Raw genomic sequence first — 20,099 nt, forward strand, 5'->3', positions numbered from 1 at the left:
GATCTACAGTCCTCCCGCCAGTTCGTCGGCGACGTCCAGTACGTGTCTTCCGGCCACGACGGGCAGGCATTTGCCCGTCACGGGTCCGATCCTGGCCGCCCACCGCTCGGGCACGCCGCCCTCGCCGCGCATGGCTCCGGCGATCGCGCCGGCTATGGCGCCGATCGTGTCGGCGTCCCGGCCCAGGCTCACCCCGAACGTCACGGACGCCTCGACGTCGCCGTCTCCGGCCAGCACGGCCGCCAGCGCCAGCGCCACGGCCTCGGGGGCGATGTCGGTCCAGGGGTAGTGCCTGACGACCACGGCCTCGTGCAACGCCTCAACGAGCGCGATCTCGTCGGCCGGGTCCATGATCGGGCTCGTGGCCGGCAGGGTCGCGCAGGCCCGGACGACGTTGCGGGCGGTCCACGAGTCGGCGGGGATCACCGACAGCGCCGCCCGTACGACGTCCTGTGGCGAGGCCCCGCCCATCGCGGCGGCCACGGCACCGGCGACCGCGCGGCCGCCCAGGATGCCCTCGCCGGACCCGCTGACCAGCCCGTCCTGCTCCACCAGCCGGGCCGCCTCCGCGGGATCGCCAGGGCAGAACACCCCGTACGGCGCCGCCCGCATCGCGAGCCCGTCCGACCAGCCGTGCGAGTGCGCCAGCCCGGTCAGCGGCGGCTCCAGCCCGCGGCGAAGCGCTTCGACGGTGCCCAGCTCGGAGAACCCGGCTCCGCGCATGGGCCCGGTGACCCGTGGGATGATCTCCTGCCGGTACGCCCGCGCCACGTCGGCGGAGGTCAGCGCGTGCCCGTGCCGCACCAGGAGGGAGGCGGCGAAGATGGCGTACTCCGTGTCGTCGGTGCCGCCGCCCTCGATCTCCGTGAGCCGGCCCCACCGCCGCCGGATCTCCGACGGCGGCAGGTTCTCGGCCGGGGCCCCGAGGGCGTCGCCGGCCGCGAGGCCGAGGAGACACCCACGGGCTTTATCCCGATAAGTCACCGCTGGTACCGCTCCAACACCTTGTTGCCGTCCTCGACCAGCTTCGAGGCCGCCTGGTCGATGGTGATCTTATTGGCGAAGTACTCCTGCAGGGTCGGCGTGGCGACCTTGCTCTTCCACTCGTCGAACCCGTTCACCTTGAGGAACGGCGCCACGACGAGGTTCTTGGCGGAGGCGGTGGCCACGTCCCAGCCGTTCTCCTTGGTGGTCATCGCCGGGTCGGCGGCGGCCGTCTGCGAGGTCGGCAGGAGCCAGTCGCCCTTGGCGAGCTTGGCCTGGTTCGCGCCGTTCAGGAAGAAGGCGATGAACTTCATGGCCTCGTCCGGGTGCTTGCTGTCCTGCGCGATCGACAGCGTCTGCGAGACCGCGCCCTGCTGGGCGCTCGTGCCCTTCGGCGCGGGGAGCGTGACCCACTCGAAGCCCTCCGGCGCCTGCTCGGCGACCTGCTGGCGCAGGTAGACGCCGGCGGGCAGCAGCGCGAACTTGCCCTTGTAGAAGGCCGGCAGCGGGTCCGCGGTGCCCTGGCCGAGCGCGGCCGGGTCGGCGGACTTGTCCTTGTAGAGCTGGTCGTGGATGCGCTGGAGCACCTCGCGCTCCTCGGGGCCGACCTTGACCGTGGTCTTGCCGTCGGCCGTCTGGAAGAACGTGCCGCCGAAGTTGAGCGCCAGGTTGAGCGTCTTGTTGACCGGCGACTTCATCGGCCAGGCCACGCCGAAGTTGCCGTCCTTGGTCATCTTCTTCGCCGCGGCCGAGAACTCGTCCCACGTCCAGGGGTTGTCGGGCGTCGGGACGCGCGCGCCGGAGGCGTCGAGCAGCTTCTTGTTGGCGATGATGACCTGCGACTCCTGCAGGAACGGCACGCCGTACACGCCCTGCTGGCCCTTGCCGTCGTCGAAGGTGACGGTGTCCCAGGCGGGCTGCGGGATGTCGCTCTTGAGCTCGGCGGGCAGCTTGTCCTTCAGGTCGAGCAGGTAGCCGTCGGAGGCGAAGCCGGCCAGGGCGGGCGAGTCGTTGTGGATGACGTCCGGCGCCGTGCCGCCGGCGAACTGGGTGACGAGCTGGTCGTTGACGTTGTCCCAGCTGCCCTGGACGTAGGTGACCTGGATGTTGGGGTTGGCCTTGTTCCACTCGTCCACGAGCTGCTTGTTCGCGGCGACGGATTCCTTCTGCCACGCCAGGCTGAGAAAATTGATCTTGACCGGCTCGTTGGGGGCGGACGACGACTGACCGCCGCCGCCTCCACTGCCGCACGCGGCGGCGAGCGCGAGGACCGCCGCAGCCGCCAGAGCGGACTTGATTCGCATGTGAGCCTCCTAGCCCTTCACGGCGCCGGCCATCAGGCCGGACTTCAGTCGCCGCTGAATGATTGCGAAGAAGATCAGGCTCGGGATCGTCGCCATGAGCGACGCCGCGGCCAGCGGGCCGAGCCTGGCCACTCCCTCAGGACCGGTGAACCGCACCAGAGTGAGCGGGAGCGTCATGACATCGGGGTTCTGCAGGATCACGAGCGCGAACATGAACTCGTTCCACGACGAGATGAACGAGAACAGCAGCGTGGCCACCACGCCGGGCGCCAGCAGCGGCGCGACCACGCTCACGATCGAGCGCAGCCGGGTCGCGCCGTCCACGGCCGCGGCCTCCTCCAGCTCGCGCGGCACCGCGCGCACGTACCCCTGCAGCATCCACAGCGCGAACGGCAGCGTGAACGTCACGTGCACGACCACCAGGCCCGGCAGCGTGTTCACCAGGTCCAGATCGCGCAGGATCATGAAGAGCGGGATGATGATCAGGATGAACGGGAACACCTGGCTGACCAGCACCCACCCGATGGCGATCCGGTTGAGCAGGCTGCGGTAGCGGGCCATCGCGTAGGAGGCGGGCAGCGAGATCAGCACCGTGATCACGCTGCTGAACAGCGCCACGACCAGGCTGCGCAGCCCCGCGCCCACCAGGTCCTGCTCGCCGAACGCGTCGGCGAAGTTGGCCAGCGTCGGGTCGCGCGGGATCCACGTGGGGTCGGCCAGGGCCATCTCCCGCGGCGTCTTCAGCGCCGTCGACAGCAGCCAGGCCAGCGGGAACGCCAGGAAGACGATGTACGCGACCAGCGCCACGTACTGCGACAGGCGCCTCATCACTTGGCCTCCCTCATCTGGCGTCCCAGGTAGAGCGCGAGCACGGCCAGCACGACGATCGCCATCGCCAGGCCCAGCATCGAGGCGTAACCGGCCATCCGGTACCTGAACGCCTCCTCGTACGCGAACAGCATCGGCAGCCGCGTCTGCCCGCCCGGCCCGCCCTGCGTGAGCACGTAGACCAGGCCGAACTGGTTGATGTTCCACACGAAGTCGAGCGAGGTGATCGCCACGATCACCGGCCTGAGCTGCGGCAGCGTGATGTTCCAGAACCGCCGCCAGCGGGTGGCGCCGTCCACCTCGCCCGCCTCGTAGAGCTCCTTGGGGATGCCCTGCAGGCCCGCCAGCAGGACCACCGTGGTCTGCGGCATGCCGGTCCAGATGCCGACCACGATGATCGCCGGCAGCGCGAGCGAGAAGTCGGCCAGCCAGTTGATGTCCGTGCCCAGCAGGTCGTTCAGGATGCCCGCGTCGGGGTGGTAGACGAGCTTCCACATCAGGCCGATGACCACCGGCGGCATCGCCCACGGCACCACCGCCAGCACCCGGGCCACGCCCCGGAACCGCAGGTTCTCGTTGAGCAGCAGCGCCAGGCCGAGCGCGGCCAGGAACTGCAGCACGGTCACGGAGACGCCCCAGATCGCGCCGATCTTGAACGAGGACCAGAACTCGTCGTCGGTCAGCAGCCGGCCGAAGTTCTCCAGGCCGACGAAGCTCGTCTCGTGGTTGCGGGTGTTGCGGGCGTCGGTGAACGCCAGGCCGATGCCGTACAGCAGCGGGCCCACGCTGAACAGCGCCACCGGCACCAGGGCGGGCAGCATGAGCAGCCACATCTCGCGCGTCTGGCGCGAGACCCTGCGGCGCTTGGCCCGCCGCGGCCCGCGCGGCGGCGCCGGTCTCGTCACGGTCGCCGTCATGCCTTCCCTCCTTCGTCCGTACGCTGCCCGTAGCCGGCACCCGGCCCACCGGGCCCGACCGGCTCCCCGGCGGTGGAGGCGCGGATCACGAGCTCGGGCGGCACGGTGACCCGCCTCGGCTCGCGATCGCCTCCCTGCAGCCGTTCCAGCAGCAGCTCGGCGGCGGCCTTGCCGCGCTCGGCCGACCCCAGCGAGACGCTGGTCAGCGACGGCCAGGAGGCGGCCGCCAGATCGGTGTCGTCCATGCCGACCACCGCCACGTCCTGCGGCACCCGCCGCCCCGCCGCGCGCAGCACGTCGAGCGCGCCGAGCGCGATCAGGTCGTTCGCGCACATCAGCGCGTCCACGTCGGGAACCCTGGCGAGCAGCTCCGCCACCGCACGGCCCCCTTCCGCGCGGTAGAAGTCGCCGATCTGCACGAGGTTCTCGTCGTAGGGCAGGCCGAGGTCCTGGAGCGCCTCCCGGTACGCGGCCCCGCGGGCGGCGCCGGGGACGGTGTCCAGCGGGCCGTTGACCATGGCGATCCGGCGGCGGCCGAGCGCGTACAGGTGATCGATCGCCAGCCTGACGCCGGTCCGCGAGTCGGCCCGTACGTTGTCCACGCGGGTGCCGTCGGGCACCTGGCCGATGATCACGACGGGGGTGCGGGCGGCGGCCAGCATCTGCAGGTGCGCCTCGGTGACCCGCAGCGGGCTCATGATCAGCCCGTCCACGTACCGCTCACCCAGGCTGTGCAGCACGTCGATCTCGTCGGCCACGACGGCGTCGGTGGAGTGCAGCACGAGCCGGTATCCGGCGGCCTTCAGCACGGGCTGGATCTGGCGGAGCATGGCCAGGTAGGCGGGGTTGCCGACGTCGGCCATGGCGAAGGCGACCTGGTGGGTGCGGCGCGACTTGAGCGACCTGGCCACGGCGTTGCGCACGTAGCCGAGCTCGTCGGCGGCGGCCATCACCTTGCGCACGGTCTCCTGCCTGGTCGGCAGGCCGTTCAGCACCCGCGAGACGGAGGCGATCGAGACACCGGCACGCTCGGCGATCGTGTTGATCGTGGGTCCGTCGGCCAAGGCTGTCCTTCCATGTCCTGTAAACGTTTACGATCTAGGTGCTGTAAACGTTTACGGTGTGTGGGACATGAAATATGCGCGTAACTTGCAGGTCAAGTCACGATCGCATAACGCCAGCTCAGAGCCACTTTCAGCAGTCTCCCACGCTCCCACCCCGCCGCGGTCCGTGCGCGGCGGGGGTGGGGGTTCAGTCGCGGGCCGGGGTGAGGTCAGGGTCGGGGGTCGAGGTGGGCAGGCGGGTCAGGGTGCGGATGGCGGGGGTGCCGCTGAGGGCGACGACGGCGGCCATGACCGCGGGGATGATCAGGGCGACCGGCAGCGACGAGGCCTCGGCCACGTAGCCCAGGACGGCGGGCCCGAGGAGGAGGCCGCTGTAGCCGAAGGCGGTCACCATGGCGAGGGCGCGGCCGACACGGCCCCCGGCGGCCCCGACCGCGCTGAAGAGGACCGGGACCACCGTGGCCAGCCCGACGCCCGCCAGCGCCCAGCCGGTCCAGGCGCAGACGATCTGGAGCGCGCCTCCCACCGCGGGCGAGACCAGGACCAGGAGGTAGCCGGCCGTGGCGAACCCGCCCGCGAGCTGGATGGTGCGCACCGAGCCGAGCCGGGCCCGGATGGGGTCGCCGAGCAGGCGGACGGTGGTCATGGCCACCGAGAAGATCGTGTACGCGAGCGGCGCCATGGCCGGATCCGTCTCCAGCACCCACCGGGCGTGCAGGGCGGCCCAGTCGATGGCGGCGCCCTCGCTCAGGTGCCCGGCGAAGGCGGCCAGGCCGAGCAGGGCGATAAGGCCCCAGCCCAGCGACGAGCCGGAGGAGGCGCCGGTCTCCGACGCGGTGGTGTGGGCGGGCGGGTCGGGGAGCAGGAGGCGGGCCGCCGGCACGTACAGGAGGGGTACGACCAGCGCCGCCACGATGAGCAGCCACTGCGCGTCCACGCCGGTCTGCAGCGCGAGCGAGGTGAGCCCGCCGCCGGCCGCCCCGCCCAGGCTCCACGTGCCGTGGAAGGCCGAGATGATAGGGCGGCCGTAGCGGCGTTCGACCTCGACGGAGTGGGCGTTCATGGCGACCTCGGTCACCCCGAGCCCGATCCCGAACAGCACCGCGAGCACCACCAGGGCCCAGTACGAGGACGCGAGGGCGGGGCCGAGCAGGACCAGCCCCGAAAAGGGCCCGGCGAACCAGCACACCCGGCGGCTGGACCACCGGTCCACCAGCGGCCCCGCCACCAGCATCGACACCAGGGCGCCACCCGAGATCAGCAGCAGGACGCTGCCCAGCCTGGCGGGGCCGAGATCGAGCCGGTCGTTCAGGGACGGGAGCCCGGCGGCCCACAGGCCCATCACGAACCCGGCGAGGAAGAAGAATCCGAACACTCCGGCACGAGCACGTCTGGCGTCAACGAGCATTTTGTTCACGGCTAGAGCATAAACTGTGGTCCGTGATCGGTGCTACGACGAGTGGCGAGCTTCGCGCGCACAACCGGGTCCGGCTGCTGCGCGCCGTACACGACTGCGGGGCCACCCGCACCAGGTCGCAGCTGACCCGCGACCTGCGCCTGGCGCGAGGGACGGCGTCGGTGCTGGTGGCCGGGCTCGCCGAGGACGAACTGCTGCACGAGGAGCCCGCCCGGGAGCACGCCCGGGGACGCCCGACGCAGGTGCCGGGGCCGCATCCGCGCGGCCCGCTCGCCCTGGCCGTCGACGTACGGGAGGACGCCTGGGAGCTGGCGGCCTGCGAGCTCGGCGGCCGGACCGAGACGCTTGACCTGCGCCCGCACGACGGCACTCCCGAGGGTGTCCTGAGGCCCCTGGGCGAGGCCGTCGCCGCTCACCGGCGCCGCCTCGGGCACCGGGTGGTGGGCCTCGGGGTCGCCTTCGCGGGTCCGGTCCGGCACGGCGGCCTGGTGGACATCGCCCACCTGGGCTGGCGGTCGGTCGACGTCCCCCGCCTGCTCGGCCCGGACGTCCCGGCCCTCGTCGTGGGCAACGACACCGCGTTCGCGGCGCTGGCCGAGGCGCGCAGGGGGCGGCTGCAGGGCGTCCGGGTGGGCGTGCACCTGCACGTGGACTTCGACCTCGGCGGCGTGCTCGTCGTGGACGGCCGGCCGCTGGGCGGGGCGAGCGGCACGGGGGCCGAGTTCGGCCACATGCCGCTGACCGGCGGCGACCGCCCCTGCCCGTGCGGCGCGATCGGCTGCTGGAGCATGGACGTCGGCGCGAACGCCCTGCTCCGCCACGTCGGCCTCGCCTACGGCGGCGGTAGGGGGCGCGCGCAGGCCGAGCGGGTGCTGGCCGCCAGCGAGGAGGCGGTCGCGGCCAACGCCAGAGCCCTCGGACGCGGCATCGCGGCACTCGTCAACGCCCACGACCCCGAGGTCGTGACCCTCTCGGGGCACGGCGTGGAGCTGCGCGAGCGCGCCGGGAAGGCGCTCCTCGCGGCCTGCGAGCCCCGCCTCATGGCCATCCGCCGCGACCACCCGCCCAGGATCGAGGGCTCGGCGCTGGGCTGGCGCGGGGCGCTGGTGGGGGGGATGGAGTCGGTCTTCGACGCCTTCCTGACGCCGGAGTGTGTTGAAATGTGGCGGGAAAACCGGCCTGACCAGGGTCGCGACACGCCCGAGCGGCAGAATGTGATGAATTCCACGCTGAAGGGGTGAAGCCGCTCCGGCCCGCTCCCCCTTCCCGAGCCATGCTAGCGATCTTGCCGTGCCCGGCCAAGGGCGGTACGCATGGGAGGAAGACCAATCATGACCCGAGCGATCCGAGGGAAGCACGCGTGAATCTCGAGCTCGCGCTCCGCATGACCGAGGCCGCCGTCAGGCGGGCGATCCGCGAGGGCGCGGTGATCTCCGTGGCGGTCGTCGACGAGGGCGGACATCTGGTGTCTTTCCAGCGTATGGAGGGTGCGGAGATCGCGGGGCCGGGTCTGGCGCAGGGCAAGGCGTACACCTCGGTGGCCCTGCGCAGACCCACCGCGGAGCTGGCCGTGCGGACGGCTCCGGGAGGTGACCTGTACGGCCTGCCCAGGGAGGATTACGTCTGCGTCGGAGGCGGCATCCCGCTCTGGGCGGACTACGGTGGGGGAGCACGCGTGGTCGGCGGCATAGGCGTCAGCGGAGGCGCGATCACGCAGGACGTGGTGTGCGCGGAAGCGGCCGCGGAGGTCTGGCGGACACGTTGAGCGGCGCTTTTCGCAACACGAACCGCTGGTATCCGCCATGATTAGCCACTGCACCACGGGTAACAGAATCCCGAACGTAAACTCCCCGAGGAGAGAACTGAGATGGCACTTCCCACTCTCACCCCCGAGCAGCGTCAGGCGGCTCTGGCCAAGGCCGCCGAGGCGCGTGCGGCCCGCACCGCCCTGCTCGCCAAGGTCAAGGCCGGCGAGCTGACGTTCGCCCAGCTGCTCGAGCGCGACGACGACATCGCGAAGAAGATCAAGGTGTCGCAGGCCCTGCGCGCCGTCAAGGGCGTCGGCCCGGCCAAGGCCACCGCGCTGATGGAGGAGGCGGGCGTCGACGAGAAGCGTCGCCTCGGCGGCCTGGGCGCCCAGCAGCGCAAGAAGCTGGTCGACGCGCTCGGCTGATCCCCCGAGCGGCCAGGTCCGCGCGCGACGCCGCGCGGACCGGCCATCACCCCTCGACCACCCCTCACCCCCCTCGCGGGGAGGATCAGGAACGCAGGTAGGTCAGGACGGCGAGCACCCGGCGATGCTGGTCGCTGTCCTCCGCGTAGAGGCCGAGCTTGTTGAAGATGCTCCTGATGTGCTTCTCCACGGCCCCGTCACTGATCACGAGCTGCCGTCCGATGGCCGGATTGGACTTCCCCTCGGCCATCAGCCCGAGCACCTCACGTTCCCGCGGCGTCAGCTGCGCCAGCGGGTCGTCCTTACGTCTGCGCACCATCAACTGGGACACCACCTGCGGATCGAACACCGTCCCGCCCGCGGCTACCCGCCGCAGGCCCTCCAGGAACTCGTCCACGTCGACGACCCGGTCCTTGAGCAGGTAACCCACCGCGCCCCTGGCGTCGGCGAGCAGGTCGTCGGCGTAGGAGACCTCGACGTACTGCGAGAGGATCAGCACGGGCGCCCCGGGCACCCTGCGCCGCGCCTCCACGGCCGCCCTGAGCCCTTCGTCGGTGAACGACGGCGGCATGCGCACGTCGACCACCGACACGTCCGGCCTGTGCTCGGCGACCGCCCGCACGAGGGCGTCGCCGTCACCGACGGTCGCGACCACCTCGCAGCCGAACTCCTCCAGCAACCTGACCAGGCCCTCCCTGATCAGAACCGCGTCATCGGCCACGACTACCCGCACGGCACCTCCGCCACGATCACTGTCGGCCCGCCGTCCGGCGACTGCACGCTCAGCTCCCCGTCGACGGCGCGGAGCCGGTCGGCCAGCCCGGCGAGACCGTGTCCCTTGGCGACGTGTGCGCCGCCGACCCCATCATCCCCGATCGTGAGCATGAGGATGTCGCCGATGCGGACCAGCTGGATCGCGCAGCTGGTGGCGCGGCTGTGTTTGGCCACGTTGGTGAGGGTCTCGGCGCAGACGAAGTAGAGGGCGTTCTCCACCGCGGCCTGGTAGCGCTCGGCGGTCTGCACGTCGAGGTCGACGGGGACCGTGCAGCGCCCGGCCAGGGCGGCCAGCGCGGGCGCGAGCCCGCGGTCGGACAGGATCGGCGGCGCGATGCCGCGCGAGAGCGCGCGCAGCTCGTCGAGCGTCTCGCGGGTGGCGGAGATGGCGGACTTGATCGTGGCCTGCGCGGCTTCGGGGTCCTTGGCCAGCTGCCGCTGTGCCCTGGACAACTCCATGGCCAGCGAGACCAGCCGCTGCTGCGGCCCGTCGTGGATGTCGCGCTCCAGCTTGCGCAGCGCGTTGGCCTCGGCGGAGACGGCGGCGGCGCGGCCCTGGGCCAGGTCGTCGATGCGCTCCTGCAGCTCGGCCACGCCGGTCAGCAGGGCCCGGCCGAGCCCGGCGCGCACCAGCGCGGAGCCGCGCACGACGAACGGCATGATCAGCGCGAAGACCAGGCCGAGGGAGACGTAGAAGATCGAGTTGACGCCGTAGCCGTCGCCCAGGCCGAGCAGCTCGGGCAGCTCCACGTTGCCGGGGATGCGCGAGGTGATGATGCCGTACACCGGATAGGTCAGGCCCACCAGCGGGAGCGCCCAGAACACCACGGTGAGCACGAACGACAGGATGGCGAACGGCAGGTTGATGATGCCGTGCAGCAGGTCGAGCCAGGACTGCCCGCTGGTCAGCGGGTTGACGATGCGGCGGAAGCGGCCCGCCCCGGGCGGCGCGGGCTTGTAGCGGGGCCGTACGGGCGGGCGGTCCAGCACGTCGGCCAGCCAGCCCCGCTCCGCGTCGGCGAAGCCCCGGGCGGCCATCAGCGTTCCGGCCAGCAGCGGCACGCCCAGCCACACGATCGCCGTGCCCAGGCCGGCCGCGAAGCCGGCGAGCATGATCACGAAGCCGATGACGGCCGTGGGGAAGCCGACGAGCGTGTAGCGGGTGTCGAGAAGGACACGCCTCATCCGGGAGCGCATGGAATCACCGTATGGCGTGGCGGCTCCGGGCACGAGCGGGTGTACGGGTGTCCGGGGGTAGGGCCAGCCCTACCCGGGAGGGTCACGTGATCTGGACCGCAAGACGGTGGCGAGCGGCAATGTGCGCGAACGCCCCCGACGGGAGCCTTGATCCCATCTCCTCCGTGCGAATCGAGGCAACCCATGACCGTCCTGCTGGACCGCCCCACCGCCGCGCCCGCGGCGCCATCCCGCGCGGGCACCCGCACGGCGGCGCGGGACCCGTTCATCGACCTGCTGCGCGTCTTCGGCATGGCGCTCATCGTGTTCCAGCACTGGACGATCCCGGTGCTGACCTATGACGGCGGCCGGCTGACCACGGGGAACGCGCTGTCGACGCCCGGCGTGTGGGTGGTGACGTGGATCAGCCAGGTCATGCCGCTGGTGTTCTTCGCGGGCGGCGCGGCGAACGCGATCAGCTACGCCCGGGCGGACAAGGGCGCGCAGCGGTGGCTGGCCACGCGGCTGCGCCGGCTGGCCTGGCCGCTGCTGCCGCTGGCGGCGGTGTGGATCCCGCTCCCCCACGTGCTGCTCATGCTGGGGGTGCCGCAGCAGCCGCTGGAGACGGGCGCGCGGCTGACCGGCCAGCTCCTGTGGTTCCTGGCCGTCTACCTGATCGCCGTCACGGTCACCCCGTACGTGCTGCGCCTGCACGAGCGGTACGGCCTGCGCGTCCCCGCGGCGCTGGCGGCCGGGGCGGTGCTGACGGACGTGGTGCGCTTCTCGACCGGGTTCGAGGCGCTGGGCTACCTGAACGTCGTGTTCGTCTGGCTGGCGGTGCACCAGGTCGGCTTCTTCTACGCCGAGGGCCGGCTGCGGCGCCCGTGGGCGCTGGCGATCGGCGGGTACGGGGCCGCGGCCCTGCTGGTGGCCTTCGGCCCCTACCCGGGCAGCATGATCGGCCTGCCGGGCGCCGAGGTGTCGAACATGGCCCCGCCCACCCTCGCCATGCTGGCCGTCGGGATCGGCCAGATCGGCCTGGTCACCCTGCTGCGGCCGTGGCTGCTCCGGCTGCGCACCGGCCGCCTGCTGGCCTGGGCCGGCCCCCGGATCATGACCGTGTACCTCTGGCACATGCCGGCCCTGTTCGCGGTGACCGGCGTGGTGGTGGTCCTGCTGGGGATCGACACGCCGCGGCCCGGGAGCGCGTTCTGGCTGGCCGGGTGGCCGCTCTGGTTCGGGCTGCTGTGCCTGGTCATGTGGCCGCTGCTGAAGGGGTTCCACCGGTTCGAGACGCCGCCCGCGCTGCCGTACGGGAAGGGCGGATGGGCCGGCACGCTCGCCTCGGTCGCGCTGATCGGCGGCGGGGTGCTGGCCCTGACGGTGGGCGGGTTCGCCCCCGGCGGCGGGCCGTTCCTGGCGGTGCTCGCCCTGCTCGGCGGGCTGCTGCTGACGGCGCCGCGGGCACGGGCGTGAGGGCACGGGTGAGGGTCGCGAAACACCGCCGTCACACGCCGTTGCGCAGAATGTGAGCCATGACGAGTATCCGCGCCCTTGCCGAAGCCGACCTGCCCGCCGTCGCCGACATCTACGCCCATTACGTGACCGGCGGCGTGGCCACCTTCGACGAGACGCCGCTCGGCGTCGACCAGTGGCGGGCCAAGGCGGACGGCATCGCGGGCGCGGGGCTGCCGTTCCTGGTGGCCGAGGTGGACGGCGCGGTCGCCGGGTACGCCTACGTCTCCCAGTACCGCCCCAAGCCGGCCTACCGGCACACGGTCGAGGACACGATCTACCTGGCGCCCGGCCACACCGGACGGGGGCTCGGGAAGCTGCTCCTCGCCGAGCTGATCAAGGCGACCGGCCAGACCGCCGCCCGCCAGATGATCGCAGTGATCGCCGACTCGGGCGACCCGGCGTCGGCCCGGCTGCACAAGGCGTTCGGGTTCGAGGAGGTGGGACGGCTGCGGGCGGTCGGATTCAAGCACGGACGCTGGATCGACACCGTGCTGCTTCAGCTCGAATTGCGATAAGAGGCCCCGGCCGGTTCGACCACCCGGCAAACTTCGGCAGGATAGAGAGCGTGAGCCTACTCGTTGACCGCCTGCCCGAAGACATCGACGCCACCCCGGACGCGATCTTCGACGCGTTCGTCCAGTGGAACTCCGAGCGGGGGCTCACTCTCTATCCCGCTCAGGAGGAGGCGCTCATCGAGGTCGTCTCCGGCAGCAACCTGATCCTGGCCACCCCGACCGGCTCGGGCAAGTCGCTGGTGGCCGCGGGTGCCCACTTCACGGCGCTGACGCGCGACCAGCGCACCTTCTACACCGCGCCGATCAAGGCGCTGGTGTCGGAGAAGTTCTTCGACCTGTGCGCGATCTTCGGCACCGAGAACGTCGGCATGATGACCGGCGACGCCAGCGTCAACCCGGGCGCGCCGATCATCTGCTGCACGGCCGAGATCCTGGCCAACGTGGCCCTGCGCGACGGCGCCGGGGCCGACATCGGCCAGGTCGTCATGGACGAGTTCCACTTCTACGCCGAGCCCGACCGCGGGTGGGCGTGGCAGGTGCCGATCCTGGAGCTGCCCAACGTGCAGTTCATCCTCATGTCGGCCACGCTCGGCGACGTGTCGATGTTCGAGCGCGACCTGACCAGGCGCACCGGCCGGCCGACGTCCGTGGTCAAGCACGCCGAGCGCCCGGTGCCGCTGGTCTACTCCTACCGGATGACGCCCCTGCACGAGACGCTGGAGGAGATGCTCAAGACCGGGCAGGCGCCGGTCTACGTGGTGCACTTCACGCAGGCGGCGGCGATGGAGCGGGCGCAGGCCCTGATGTCCATCAACATGGCGACGAAGGCCGAGAAGGAGGCCATCGCCGCGATGATCGGGGGCTTCCGGTTCACCACGCGCTTCGGGCGGGCGCTGTCCCGGCTGGTGCGTCACGGCATCGGCGTGCACCACGCGGGGATGCTGCCGAAATACCGGCGCCTGGTGGAGCGGCTGGCCCAGGCGGGGCTGCTGAAGGTCATCTGCGGCACCGACACCCTCGGCGTCGGCGTCAACGTGCCGATCAGGACGGTGCTGTTCACGGCGCTGTCCAAGTACGACGGCAACAAGGTGCGGCGGCTGCGCGCCCGCGAGTTCCACCAGATCGCGGGCCGGGCGGGCCGGGCCGGGTTCGACACCATCGGCTACGTCGCCTGCCAGGCCCCCGAGCACGACATCGAGAACGCCAAGGCGCTCGCCAAGATCGGCGACGACCCCAAGCGGCGGCGCGGCTACGCGCGCAAGAAGCCGCCGGAGGGGTTCGTGGGCTGGAGCGAGGAGACGTTCCAGAAGCTCCAGGAGGCCGAGCCGGAGCCGCTCAACTCCCGATTCAAGGTCAGCAACGCGATGCTGCTGGCGGTCATCAACCGGCCGGGCGACTGCTTCCAGGCGATGAAGCACCTGCTGACCGACAACCACGAGGACCGCAAGTGGCAGCGGCGGCACATCAGCCAGGCCATCGCGATCTACCGGTCGCTGCTGGCCGGGGGCATCGTGGAGCAGTTCGCCGAACCCGACGAGCAGGGCCGGCGGGCCAGGCTGACGATCGACCTGCAGGAGGACTTCGCGCTCAACCAGGCGCTGTCCACGTTCGCGCTGGCCGCGTTCGACCTGCTCGACCGCGAGTCTCCGTCGTACGCGCTGGACATCGTCTCGATCGTGGAGTCGATCCTCGACGACCCGCGGCAGATCCTGTCGGCGCAGCTGAAGAAGGCGCGCGGCGAGGCGGTCGCGCAGATGAAGGCCGACGGCATCGAGTACGAAGAGCGCATGGAGCAGCTGGCCGAGGTCATGTACCCGATGCCGCTGGAGGACCTGCTGCTCGGGGCCTACGAGACCTACCGGCGCGGGCATCCGTGGGTGGGCGACTACACGGTCAGCCCCAAGTCCGTCATCCGCGACATGTTCGAGCGGGCGATGACGTTCGGCGAGTACATCCAGTTCTACGAGCTGGCCAGGTCCGAGGGCACGGTGCTGCGCTACCTGGCCGACGCCTACCGGACGCTGTCGCGTACGGTGCCCGAGCACCTCAAGACCGATGATCTGGTCGATCTGATCGAGTGGCTCGGCGAGCTGGTCCGCCAGGTCGACTCCTCGCTGATCGACGAGTGGGAGAAGCTCACCAACCCGGCCGAGGCGCTGGAGCAGAAGGACCAGCTGGAGGCCAAGGTGCGCCCGGTCACGGCCAACCCGCGGGCCTTCCGCGTGCTGGTGCGCAACGCGATGTTCCGGCTGGTCGAGCTGTGCGCCATCGAGAAGGAGGAGGAGCTGGAGGAGCTGGCTCCCGACGTCGACTGGGGCGCGGCGCTGGACGCGTACTACGCAGACCACGAGGAGATCTTCACCGACGCCGACGCGCGCGGGCCCGCGCTGCTGCGGATCGAGGAGGAGAGCGGGCTCTGGAAGGTCCGGCAGACGATCAAGGATCCGGCCGGCGACGGTGACTGGGGCATCGACGCCCAGGTGGATCTGGCGGCCTCCGACGAGGAGGGCCGCGCGGTCCTGCACGTTACGGGCCTCACCAGGCTCTGAAGCTGCGCTGGGGCTGCCCCCGAAGCCCAATGCAGCCCCAGAAAATGACAAGCCGTGTGCCGGAACGGACTGGCAAGGGCGCCCCGGCACACGCCTGTCGATTAAGTGTCCTCGGTGGAACGTCGGGGTCGTGTCATGACAATGTCCCAAGATCGAGACATTTCCCGCAATCAGCAATCGGCTATGGTGCAGACCTTGGCGAGCATGCGCTTGGTGTCCCTGGTCTGCTGCTTGAAGTCGGCCTTGGCGGGCTTGCCCCACTCGCCGGCCACGGTGTAGACGATCAGGGCGTTCCCGCGGCGGGTCACGATGGCCCGCTCGCCGCCGACGGCGGCCTTCTTGCCCTGGTAGGCCTGGCCGGTGACCTTCAGCGCCTCGTCGCCGAGGTCGACCGCGACGGCGGAGTAGCGGTAGCCGGGCCTGGAGCAGGCGCGTACGGCGGCGCCCAGGTCGCGCAGGGCCTTGCCCGCGGCCTCGGCCGCGACGTAGAGGATCACCTGCTCGGACTTGGAGTAGTCGGGCACCGCGGTGTAGGTGAGCGTCCTGGCCTGGGCGCGGCCCGACTGGGCGAGGCTGCCGTTCTGGCACGGGTTGACGACCAGGGCGGCGGACCTCTTGCCGCTGGCCGTCCAGCTCGTCTCGGGGTTGTCGTCCTTGGTGGCGGCGGCCTTCTCGTACAGCAGGAAGTTGTTCGGGATGGCGAGCGAGACCGCGACTAACAGCGCTGGGATCATGCGACAAAATGGTAGGGGTGAACGACGAAGACCTCAGGCGCGTGCTCGGGCTGCTCTCCCAGGACGACACGTTACGGACCTTCGCCTCCCTGGTGCTGGGCGAGAGCGACGGCCTGTCCCCCAAGGCGCTGCGCAAGCTGGCCGGCGGCGGCCTGGCGGCGTGTGACGAGAGCGGCAAGTGGCGGGCCGTGCCCGAGCGGTTCAGGGAGCTGCTGCGGGCGCGGGCCGAGCCGGCGCAGGCGCTGAGCGCCGATGAGCGGGTGTTGCGCACGTTCCTGGTGGACGGGCGGCTGACGACCATGGGGATGCGCCGCGACAAGCGGCTCGTGGTGCTGCGCTACATCGCCACGCTGTTCGAGCCGGGCGTGCGCTACCCGGAGAAGGACGTCAACGTGACGCTGCGGGCCTTCCACGACGACTACGCGGCGCTGCGCCGCTACCTGGTGGACGAGGGGCTGCTGTCCAGGGAGGGCAACGTCTACTGGCGCAGCGGCGGACACGTGGAGGTCTAGCGGCGCAGGTTGCTGGTCCAGGCGTCCAGCTTGGCCTGCCAGCGCTCCGGGTCCTCGGGCCGCCCCGGCACGCCGGGCCGGGTCTGCCAGGGCAGCGGCCCCTCCTCGTGCCGGTACTCCACGCCGAGAGCCGCCAGCCGGGGCAGGTGCGCCGCCAGCCGCGTGCGGAAGTCGGCCAGGTCGCGCTCGGCAGAGCTCCACACCGTCTCGGAGAAGGCCGCGAGCCGGGGGAAGGCCATGTAGTCCGCGTGCCGGGTGGAGTCGATCAGCTCCGTCCACAGGCAGCACTGCGCGCCCAGCACGCGGGCGGCCGCCGGCTCGCCGCGCAGGTCGGCGGGCACGGGCTCGAAGGCGTAGACGTCCTCCAGCGCCAGCACCGTCCCGAACGGGACCGGCTCCTCCTCCCCCGGCGCCTGCCGGTAGTCCAGGTAGAGGCTCGTGTTCGAGCAGTTGATCACGTCGTGGCCCCTCCTGGCGGCGGTCACCGCGCCCAGCTCGCCGCGCCAGGACGCGACCACCGCGCCGGGCGCGAGACCGCCCTCCAGGATCTCGTCCCAGCCGACGAGCCTGCGGCCGCGCGCCGTCAGGTAGGCGTCGAACTGGTGGATGAACCAGCTCTGCAGCTCCTCCTCGTCCCGCAGCCCCAGCTCGGCGATGCGCCGCTGCGCCGCCGGGCTGGCCCGCCACTGGTCCTTGCGGCACTCGTCGCCGCCCAGCACGATGTACGGGCTGGGGAACAGCTCCAGCACCTCGTCCAGCACGTCCTGGAAGAACTTGATCGTGCTGTCCTCGACGTTGACCACGTTGTGGCCGACGCCCCAGGTCGTGCGCACCTCCAGGGGAGCGTCCAGGTTGCCCAGCTCCGGGTAGGCGGCGATGGCGGCCTGGGTGTGGCCGGGCAGGTCGATCTCGGGGACCACCGTCACGTGCCGCGCGGCCGCGTAGGCGACGATCTCCCGCAGGTCGTCCTGGGTGTAGTAGCCGCCGTGCGGGCGGCCGTCCATGGGGCCGTTCCAGCCGGTCTGGCTCTCCTTGCGCCAGGAGCCGGCCTCGGTCAGCCTCGGGTAGCGGCGGATCTCGACCCGCCAGCCCTGGTCGTCGGTGAGGTGCAGGTGCAGGACGTTCAGCTTGTGCAGGGCCAGCAGGTCGATGAAGCGGAGCACGTCCCGCTTGACCATGAAGTGCCGGGCGACGTCGAGGAGGGCCCCGCGCCAGCCGAACCTGGGCGCGTCCTCGACGTACGCGCCGGGCACCTCGAAGGGGCCGCCCCCGGCCTTCCTGAGAGCGGCGGGCGGCAGCAGCTGCCTGAACGTCTGCGCCCCGTAGAACGCCCCGGCGGGGCCGCCCGCGACGATCTCCACCGTGGCGCCGACGGTCAGCCGGTACGCCTCCGGCGGCAGGTCGCCGAGCGCCAGGGTGATCGTTCCCGAGCCCCCCGGCAGCAGCTCGCCACCGGTGACGGGGGCGAGTTCGCCGCGCAGCCAGGCGGCCACCCCGCCGAGCGCCGGATCGGCGGCGAGCGAGGTCTCGCGGTCGAGAACGAACGCCCCTGGCCTGGGCTCGTGCTTGACGGGCTTGGGAACGATCAACAACGGTATGTCCTTCCTAATAGGAAACCTGCACATCTCATGGCCGCCCCGCCGTCCTGCCCGGTTGCGGCCGTAGCGGCCGTTCGTGGCAGATTTCCTATTAGTTACAGGTGACGGTGGCTTCGGCGAAGTCGGCGTGGTCGGAGGTCGCGTTGTCGCCTCCGTTGGTCGCGACCAGCCGGACATATCTGGCGCCCTCGACGGACGCGGTGACCTTGCGGGCGGGCATCGAGCCGGTGAGCACGCCCGAGTGGGCGACCCGGCCGCCGTCGGCCCAGACCTCGAAGTCGGCCGAGCCCGCCGCGCCGACCTCGTCGTCGATCCCGGCCTGGAACTCGACGGTCGAGCAGCGCCCGGCGAGGTAGTACTCGATCTCGGCGGGCGCGTGGGCGCCGAGGCCCTTGGCGTAGGTGACGCCCTCGATGGTGATCGGCTTGCCGTCTCCGGCCGCCTTGTCACCGTTGCTGGTGTCCTTCTCGACCGGGCCGAAGTAGTTCTTGGCGCTGGTCCAGGCCACGTCGCTGAGGAAGGTCCGCCCCCGGCCCGGCGCCGTGGCGACCGTCACGACGGCCACGGCGCTCCGCGCGCCCTGGGTGAAGGTGAGCTCGTAGTTGCCCGGCGTCGCGCCGGCGGGCGGGGTGACCGCCCACTTCACGGTGAGCGTCTGGCCGCCGTCGAGCCGGCTCGCCCTGGTGGTCGTGCGCGCGGCGACCTGCCACCCGTCCGGTACGCGGGCCGCGACCTCGACGTCGCGCAGCCGCGCGGTGGCCCCGGTGTTCGTGACCCGGGTGACGATCTCGCCGGCCTTGCCCGGCTCCAGCACCGAGGGCCGGTCGTCGCCGAGGAAGGCGGGCGGGTCGGCCTCGAACGTCACCAGCGGCGGCGCCTGCTCGCGGCTCTCGCTCACCCGGTAGAGCAGGGCGCCGTGCGCGGGGACCTGGGCCGAGAGCGCGCCCGTGGAGGAGGCGACCGCGCCGCTCCACAGCTCCTCGACGCGGTAGCGCGAGCCGCCGAGCCGGGTCGCGATGGTGGCCGCCCGGTCGCTCTCGTTGAACAGCGCCACGGCCCGGTCGCCGTTGGCCAGCGGCTTGGACAGCACGTGGTACCAGCCGTCGGTCTTGACGAACGTGCCGTGGACGCCCAGCGAGTCCTGGTTCACGGCGACGACCTTGGGGTTGGCCACGACCGAGGGCGGCGCGGCGGCCGGGTCGGCCTGCAGGATCAGCGGCGCGGCGCCGACGGCCCAGAGGGTGAACTGGGTGCGGTACTCGGCCTCGGTCATCCCGCCGCGCCCGGCCTGGATCAGGTCGGGGTCTGCCCAGCTGCCCGGGCCCGCGTACTCGGCCCTGAGCTGGTTGGTCTCCCAGACGTCCACCATCGAGGCGTAGGTGTCGGGGATGGGGCGGTTGTAGACGTTCGTCCGCCAGGTGGTGGCGCCCGCGCCCTTGCCCCAGAGCCACGGCACGGTGCTGCCGTCCTCGTTGTTCATGGCGAACACGACGCCCGCGCCGAGGGCCTGGCGCATGCGCGGGTAGAGGACCTGGGCGATCTGCTGCACGTTCTGGCCGGGGAAGTCGGCGGCGGGGATGTTGCACCAGTCGTACTTGACGTAGTCGACGCCCCAGCCCTTGAGCTGCTCGGCGTCGGCGGCCTCGCTCCTGTACGAGCCGGGGCCGCCGCCGGAGCACGCCTTGGTGCCCGCCGACAGGCTGAGCCCCAGCTTCATGCCCTTGCCGTGGACGTAGTCGGCCAGGGCCGCGACGCCGCCGGGGAAGCGGGTGGCGTCCGGGGCGAGGGCGCCGCCCGCGCGGTGCGTGGCCAGCCAGCAGTCGTCGATGATGACGTACCGGTAGCCGAGCGGGACGAGGGGCACGAGGGCGTCGGCGGCCTTGCGGACCGACGACTCCGAGACCGAGCAGCCGAGGGAGCGGCTGCTCCAGCCCATCGGCGGGCCGGCCGCCGCGTCGGCGGCGCCGGCTAAGGGGACGAAGGGCATGGCGAGGAGGGCCGCCGCCGCGGCGGCCGTGAGGATGCGCATGGGAGTC

General features: G+C 71.6%; 18 protein-coding genes. 7 read left to right on the forward strand and 11 right to left on the reverse strand.

Annotated elements, in window-relative coordinates:
* Nucleotides 1-3: 3 nt before the first annotated feature.
* The 6 genes from HD596_RS54125 to HD596_RS54150 all read right to left on the reverse strand — a co-directional run bounded on the left by HD596_RS54125 (nt 4) and on the right by HD596_RS54150 (nt 6,505).
* A complete protein-coding gene (locus tag HD596_RS54125) occupies nt 4-984 on the reverse strand; it encodes an ADP-ribosylglycohydrolase family protein (protein WP_185077202.1) in 981 nt (326 codons plus the stop codon).
* The gene (locus HD596_RS54130; protein ID WP_185077203.1) at nt 981-2,288 is read right to left on the reverse strand and encodes an ABC transporter substrate-binding protein; all 1,308 of its coding nucleotides are present in this window, start codon (nt 2,286-2,288) and stop codon (nt 981-983) included. Before HD596_RS54130 ends, HD596_RS54125 begins: the two co-directional genes overlap by 4 nt.
* 9 nt (nt 2,289-2,297) lie before the next feature.
* On the reverse strand, nt 2,298-3,116 hold the full coding sequence (locus HD596_RS54135; protein ID WP_185077204.1) for a carbohydrate ABC transporter permease: 819 nt from the start codon (nt 3,114-3,116) through the stop codon (nt 2,298-2,300).
* Complete coding sequence (locus HD596_RS54140; RefSeq protein ID WP_185077205.1) at nt 3,116-4,033, reverse strand: carbohydrate ABC transporter permease; 918 nt, start codon at nt 4,031-4,033, stop codon at nt 3,116-3,118. Before HD596_RS54140 ends, HD596_RS54135 begins: the two co-directional genes overlap by 1 nt.
* Nucleotides 4,030-5,097 carry a LacI family DNA-binding transcriptional regulator gene (locus HD596_RS54145; protein ID WP_185077206.1) on the reverse strand — a complete coding sequence of 356 codons (1,068 nt, stop codon included), beginning with the start codon at nt 5,095-5,097 and terminating at the stop codon, nt 4,030-4,032. Before HD596_RS54145 ends, HD596_RS54140 begins: the two co-directional genes overlap by 4 nt.
* A gap of 187 nt (nt 5,098-5,284) precedes the next feature.
* The gene (locus tag HD596_RS54150; RefSeq protein ID WP_185079318.1) at nt 5,285-6,505 is read right to left on the reverse strand and encodes an MFS transporter; all 1,221 of its coding nucleotides are present in this window, start codon (nt 6,503-6,505) and stop codon (nt 5,285-5,287) included.
* A 32-nt stretch (nt 6,506-6,537) separates the two neighbouring features.
* Here HD596_RS54150 and HD596_RS54155 point away from each other — a divergent pair, with 32 nt between their 5' ends.
* The 3 genes from HD596_RS54155 to mihF all read left to right on the forward strand — a co-directional run bounded on the left by HD596_RS54155 (nt 6,538) and on the right by mihF (nt 8,687).
* Nucleotides 6,538-7,755, forward strand: a complete 1,218-nt coding sequence (locus HD596_RS54155; RefSeq protein WP_185077207.1) for an ROK family protein — start codon at nt 6,538-6,540, stop codon at nt 7,753-7,755.
* A 119-nt stretch (nt 7,756-7,874) separates the two neighbouring features.
* Nucleotides 7,875-8,279, forward strand: a complete 405-nt coding sequence (locus HD596_RS54160; protein WP_185077208.1) for a GlcG/HbpS family heme-binding protein — start codon at nt 7,875-7,877, stop codon at nt 8,277-8,279.
* A gap of 102 nt (nt 8,280-8,381) precedes the next feature.
* The gene (gene mihF / locus HD596_RS54165) at nt 8,382-8,687 is read left to right on the forward strand and encodes an integration host factor, actinobacterial type (RefSeq protein ID WP_043641121.1); all 306 of its coding nucleotides are present in this window, start codon (nt 8,382-8,384) and stop codon (nt 8,685-8,687) included.
* Between the two features lie 85 nt (nt 8,688-8,772).
* Here mihF and HD596_RS54170 read toward each other — a convergent pair whose 3' ends face one another.
* Both HD596_RS54170 and HD596_RS54175 read right to left on the reverse strand, forming a co-directional pair.
* On the reverse strand, nt 8,773-9,420 hold the full coding sequence (locus HD596_RS54170; protein WP_185077209.1) for a response regulator transcription factor: 648 nt from the start codon (nt 9,418-9,420) through the stop codon (nt 8,773-8,775).
* Nucleotides 9,411-10,646, reverse strand: coding sequence for a sensor histidine kinase (locus HD596_RS54175; protein ID WP_246555474.1), 1,236 nt, complete (start codon nt 10,644-10,646; stop codon nt 9,411-9,413). The genes HD596_RS54170 and HD596_RS54175 overlap by 10 nt, the downstream gene beginning before the upstream one ends.
* A 195-nt stretch (nt 10,647-10,841) precedes the next feature.
* Between HD596_RS54175 and HD596_RS54180 the strand changes: the two genes are divergently transcribed.
* The 3 genes from HD596_RS54180 to HD596_RS54190 are packed head-to-tail and all read left to right on the forward strand — an operon-like array spanning nt 10,842 to nt 15,219.
* Nucleotides 10,842-12,113, forward strand: coding sequence for an acyltransferase family protein (locus tag HD596_RS54180; RefSeq protein WP_185077211.1), 1,272 nt, complete (start codon nt 10,842-10,844; stop codon nt 12,111-12,113).
* A 59-nt stretch (nt 12,114-12,172) separates the two neighbouring features.
* Nucleotides 12,173-12,670, forward strand: coding sequence for a GNAT family N-acetyltransferase (locus tag HD596_RS54185; RefSeq protein ID WP_185077212.1), 498 nt, complete (start codon nt 12,173-12,175; stop codon nt 12,668-12,670).
* 41 nt (nt 12,671-12,711) lie between these two features.
* Nucleotides 12,712-15,219, forward strand: a complete 2,508-nt coding sequence (locus HD596_RS54190) for a DEAD/DEAH box helicase (RefSeq protein WP_185079319.1) — start codon at nt 12,712-12,714, stop codon at nt 15,217-15,219.
* 170 nt (nt 15,220-15,389) lie between these two features.
* Here the strand turns inward: HD596_RS54190 and HD596_RS54195 are convergent, their stop codons facing one another.
* Nucleotides 15,390-15,953, reverse strand: a complete 564-nt coding sequence (locus tag HD596_RS54195) for a hypothetical protein (RefSeq protein WP_185077213.1) — start codon at nt 15,951-15,953, stop codon at nt 15,390-15,392.
* A gap of 8 nt (nt 15,954-15,961) precedes the next feature.
* Here HD596_RS54195 and HD596_RS54200 point away from each other — a divergent pair, with 8 nt between their 5' ends.
* The gene (locus HD596_RS54200) at nt 15,962-16,465 is read left to right on the forward strand and encodes a DUF2087 domain-containing protein (protein ID WP_221520038.1); all 504 of its coding nucleotides are present in this window, start codon (nt 15,962-15,964) and stop codon (nt 16,463-16,465) included.
* Here HD596_RS54200 and HD596_RS54205 read toward each other — a convergent pair.
* Both HD596_RS54205 and HD596_RS54210 read right to left on the reverse strand, forming a co-directional pair.
* The gene (locus HD596_RS54205; protein ID WP_185077215.1) at nt 16,462-18,090 is read right to left on the reverse strand and encodes a beta-N-acetylhexosaminidase; all 1,629 of its coding nucleotides are present in this window, start codon (nt 18,088-18,090) and stop codon (nt 16,462-16,464) included. The genes HD596_RS54200 and HD596_RS54205 overlap by 4 nt on opposite strands.
* A 64-nt stretch (nt 18,091-18,154) precedes the next feature.
* Nucleotides 18,155-20,092: an NPCBM/NEW2 domain-containing protein gene (locus tag HD596_RS54210; RefSeq protein WP_185077216.1), complete on the reverse strand. Its 1,938-nt coding sequence runs from the start codon at nt 20,090-20,092 to the stop codon at nt 18,155-18,157.
* Nucleotides 20,093-20,099: the final 7 nt, after the last annotated feature.

It is taken from the genome of Nonomuraea jabiensis, assembly GCF_014204795.1.
Classification (GTDB): Bacteria; Actinomycetota; Actinomycetes; order Streptosporangiales; family Streptosporangiaceae; genus Nonomuraea; species Nonomuraea jabiensis.

Excerpts from the sequence above, each read along its gene's own strand:
- HD596_RS54205 (WP_185077215.1), bottom strand. The coding sequence starts at position 18,090 with ATGTGCAGGTTTCCTATTAGGAAGGACATACCGTTGTTGATCGTTCCC.
- HD596_RS54180 (WP_185077211.1), top strand. The coding sequence starts at position 10,842 with ATGACCGTCCTGCTGGACCGCCCCACCGCCGCGCCCGCGGCGCCATCC.
- HD596_RS54175 (WP_246555474.1), bottom strand. The coding sequence starts at position 10,646 with ATGAGGCGTGTCCTTCTCGACACCCGCTACACGCTCGTCGGCTTCCCC.
- HD596_RS54130 (WP_185077203.1), bottom strand. The coding sequence starts at position 2,288 with ATGCGAATCAAGTCCGCTCTGGCGGCTGCGGCGGTCCTCGCGCTCGCC.
- HD596_RS54135 (WP_185077204.1), bottom strand. The coding sequence starts at position 3,116 with ATGAGGCGCCTGTCGCAGTACGTGGCGCTGGTCGCGTACATCGTCTTC.
- HD596_RS54150 (WP_185079318.1), bottom strand. The coding sequence starts at position 6,505 with ATGCTCGTTGACGCCAGACGTGCTCGTGCCGGAGTGTTCGGATTCTTC.
- HD596_RS54140 (WP_185077205.1), bottom strand. The coding sequence starts at position 4,033 with ATGACGGCGACCGTGACGAGACCGGCGCCGCCGCGCGGGCCGCGGCGG.
- HD596_RS54210 (WP_185077216.1), bottom strand. The coding sequence starts at position 20,092 with ATGCGCATCCTCACGGCCGCCGCGGCGGCGGCCCTCCTCGCCATGCCC.
- HD596_RS54195 (WP_185077213.1), bottom strand. The coding sequence starts at position 15,953 with ATGATCCCAGCGCTGTTAGTCGCGGTCTCGCTCGCCATCCCGAACAAC.
- HD596_RS54200 (WP_221520038.1), top strand. The coding sequence starts at position 15,962 with ATGGTAGGGGTGAACGACGAAGACCTCAGGCGCGTGCTCGGGCTGCTC.
- HD596_RS54185 (WP_185077212.1), top strand. The coding sequence starts at position 12,173 with ATGACGAGTATCCGCGCCCTTGCCGAAGCCGACCTGCCCGCCGTCGCC.
- mihF (WP_043641121.1), top strand. The coding sequence starts at position 8,382 with ATGGCACTTCCCACTCTCACCCCCGAGCAGCGTCAGGCGGCTCTGGCC.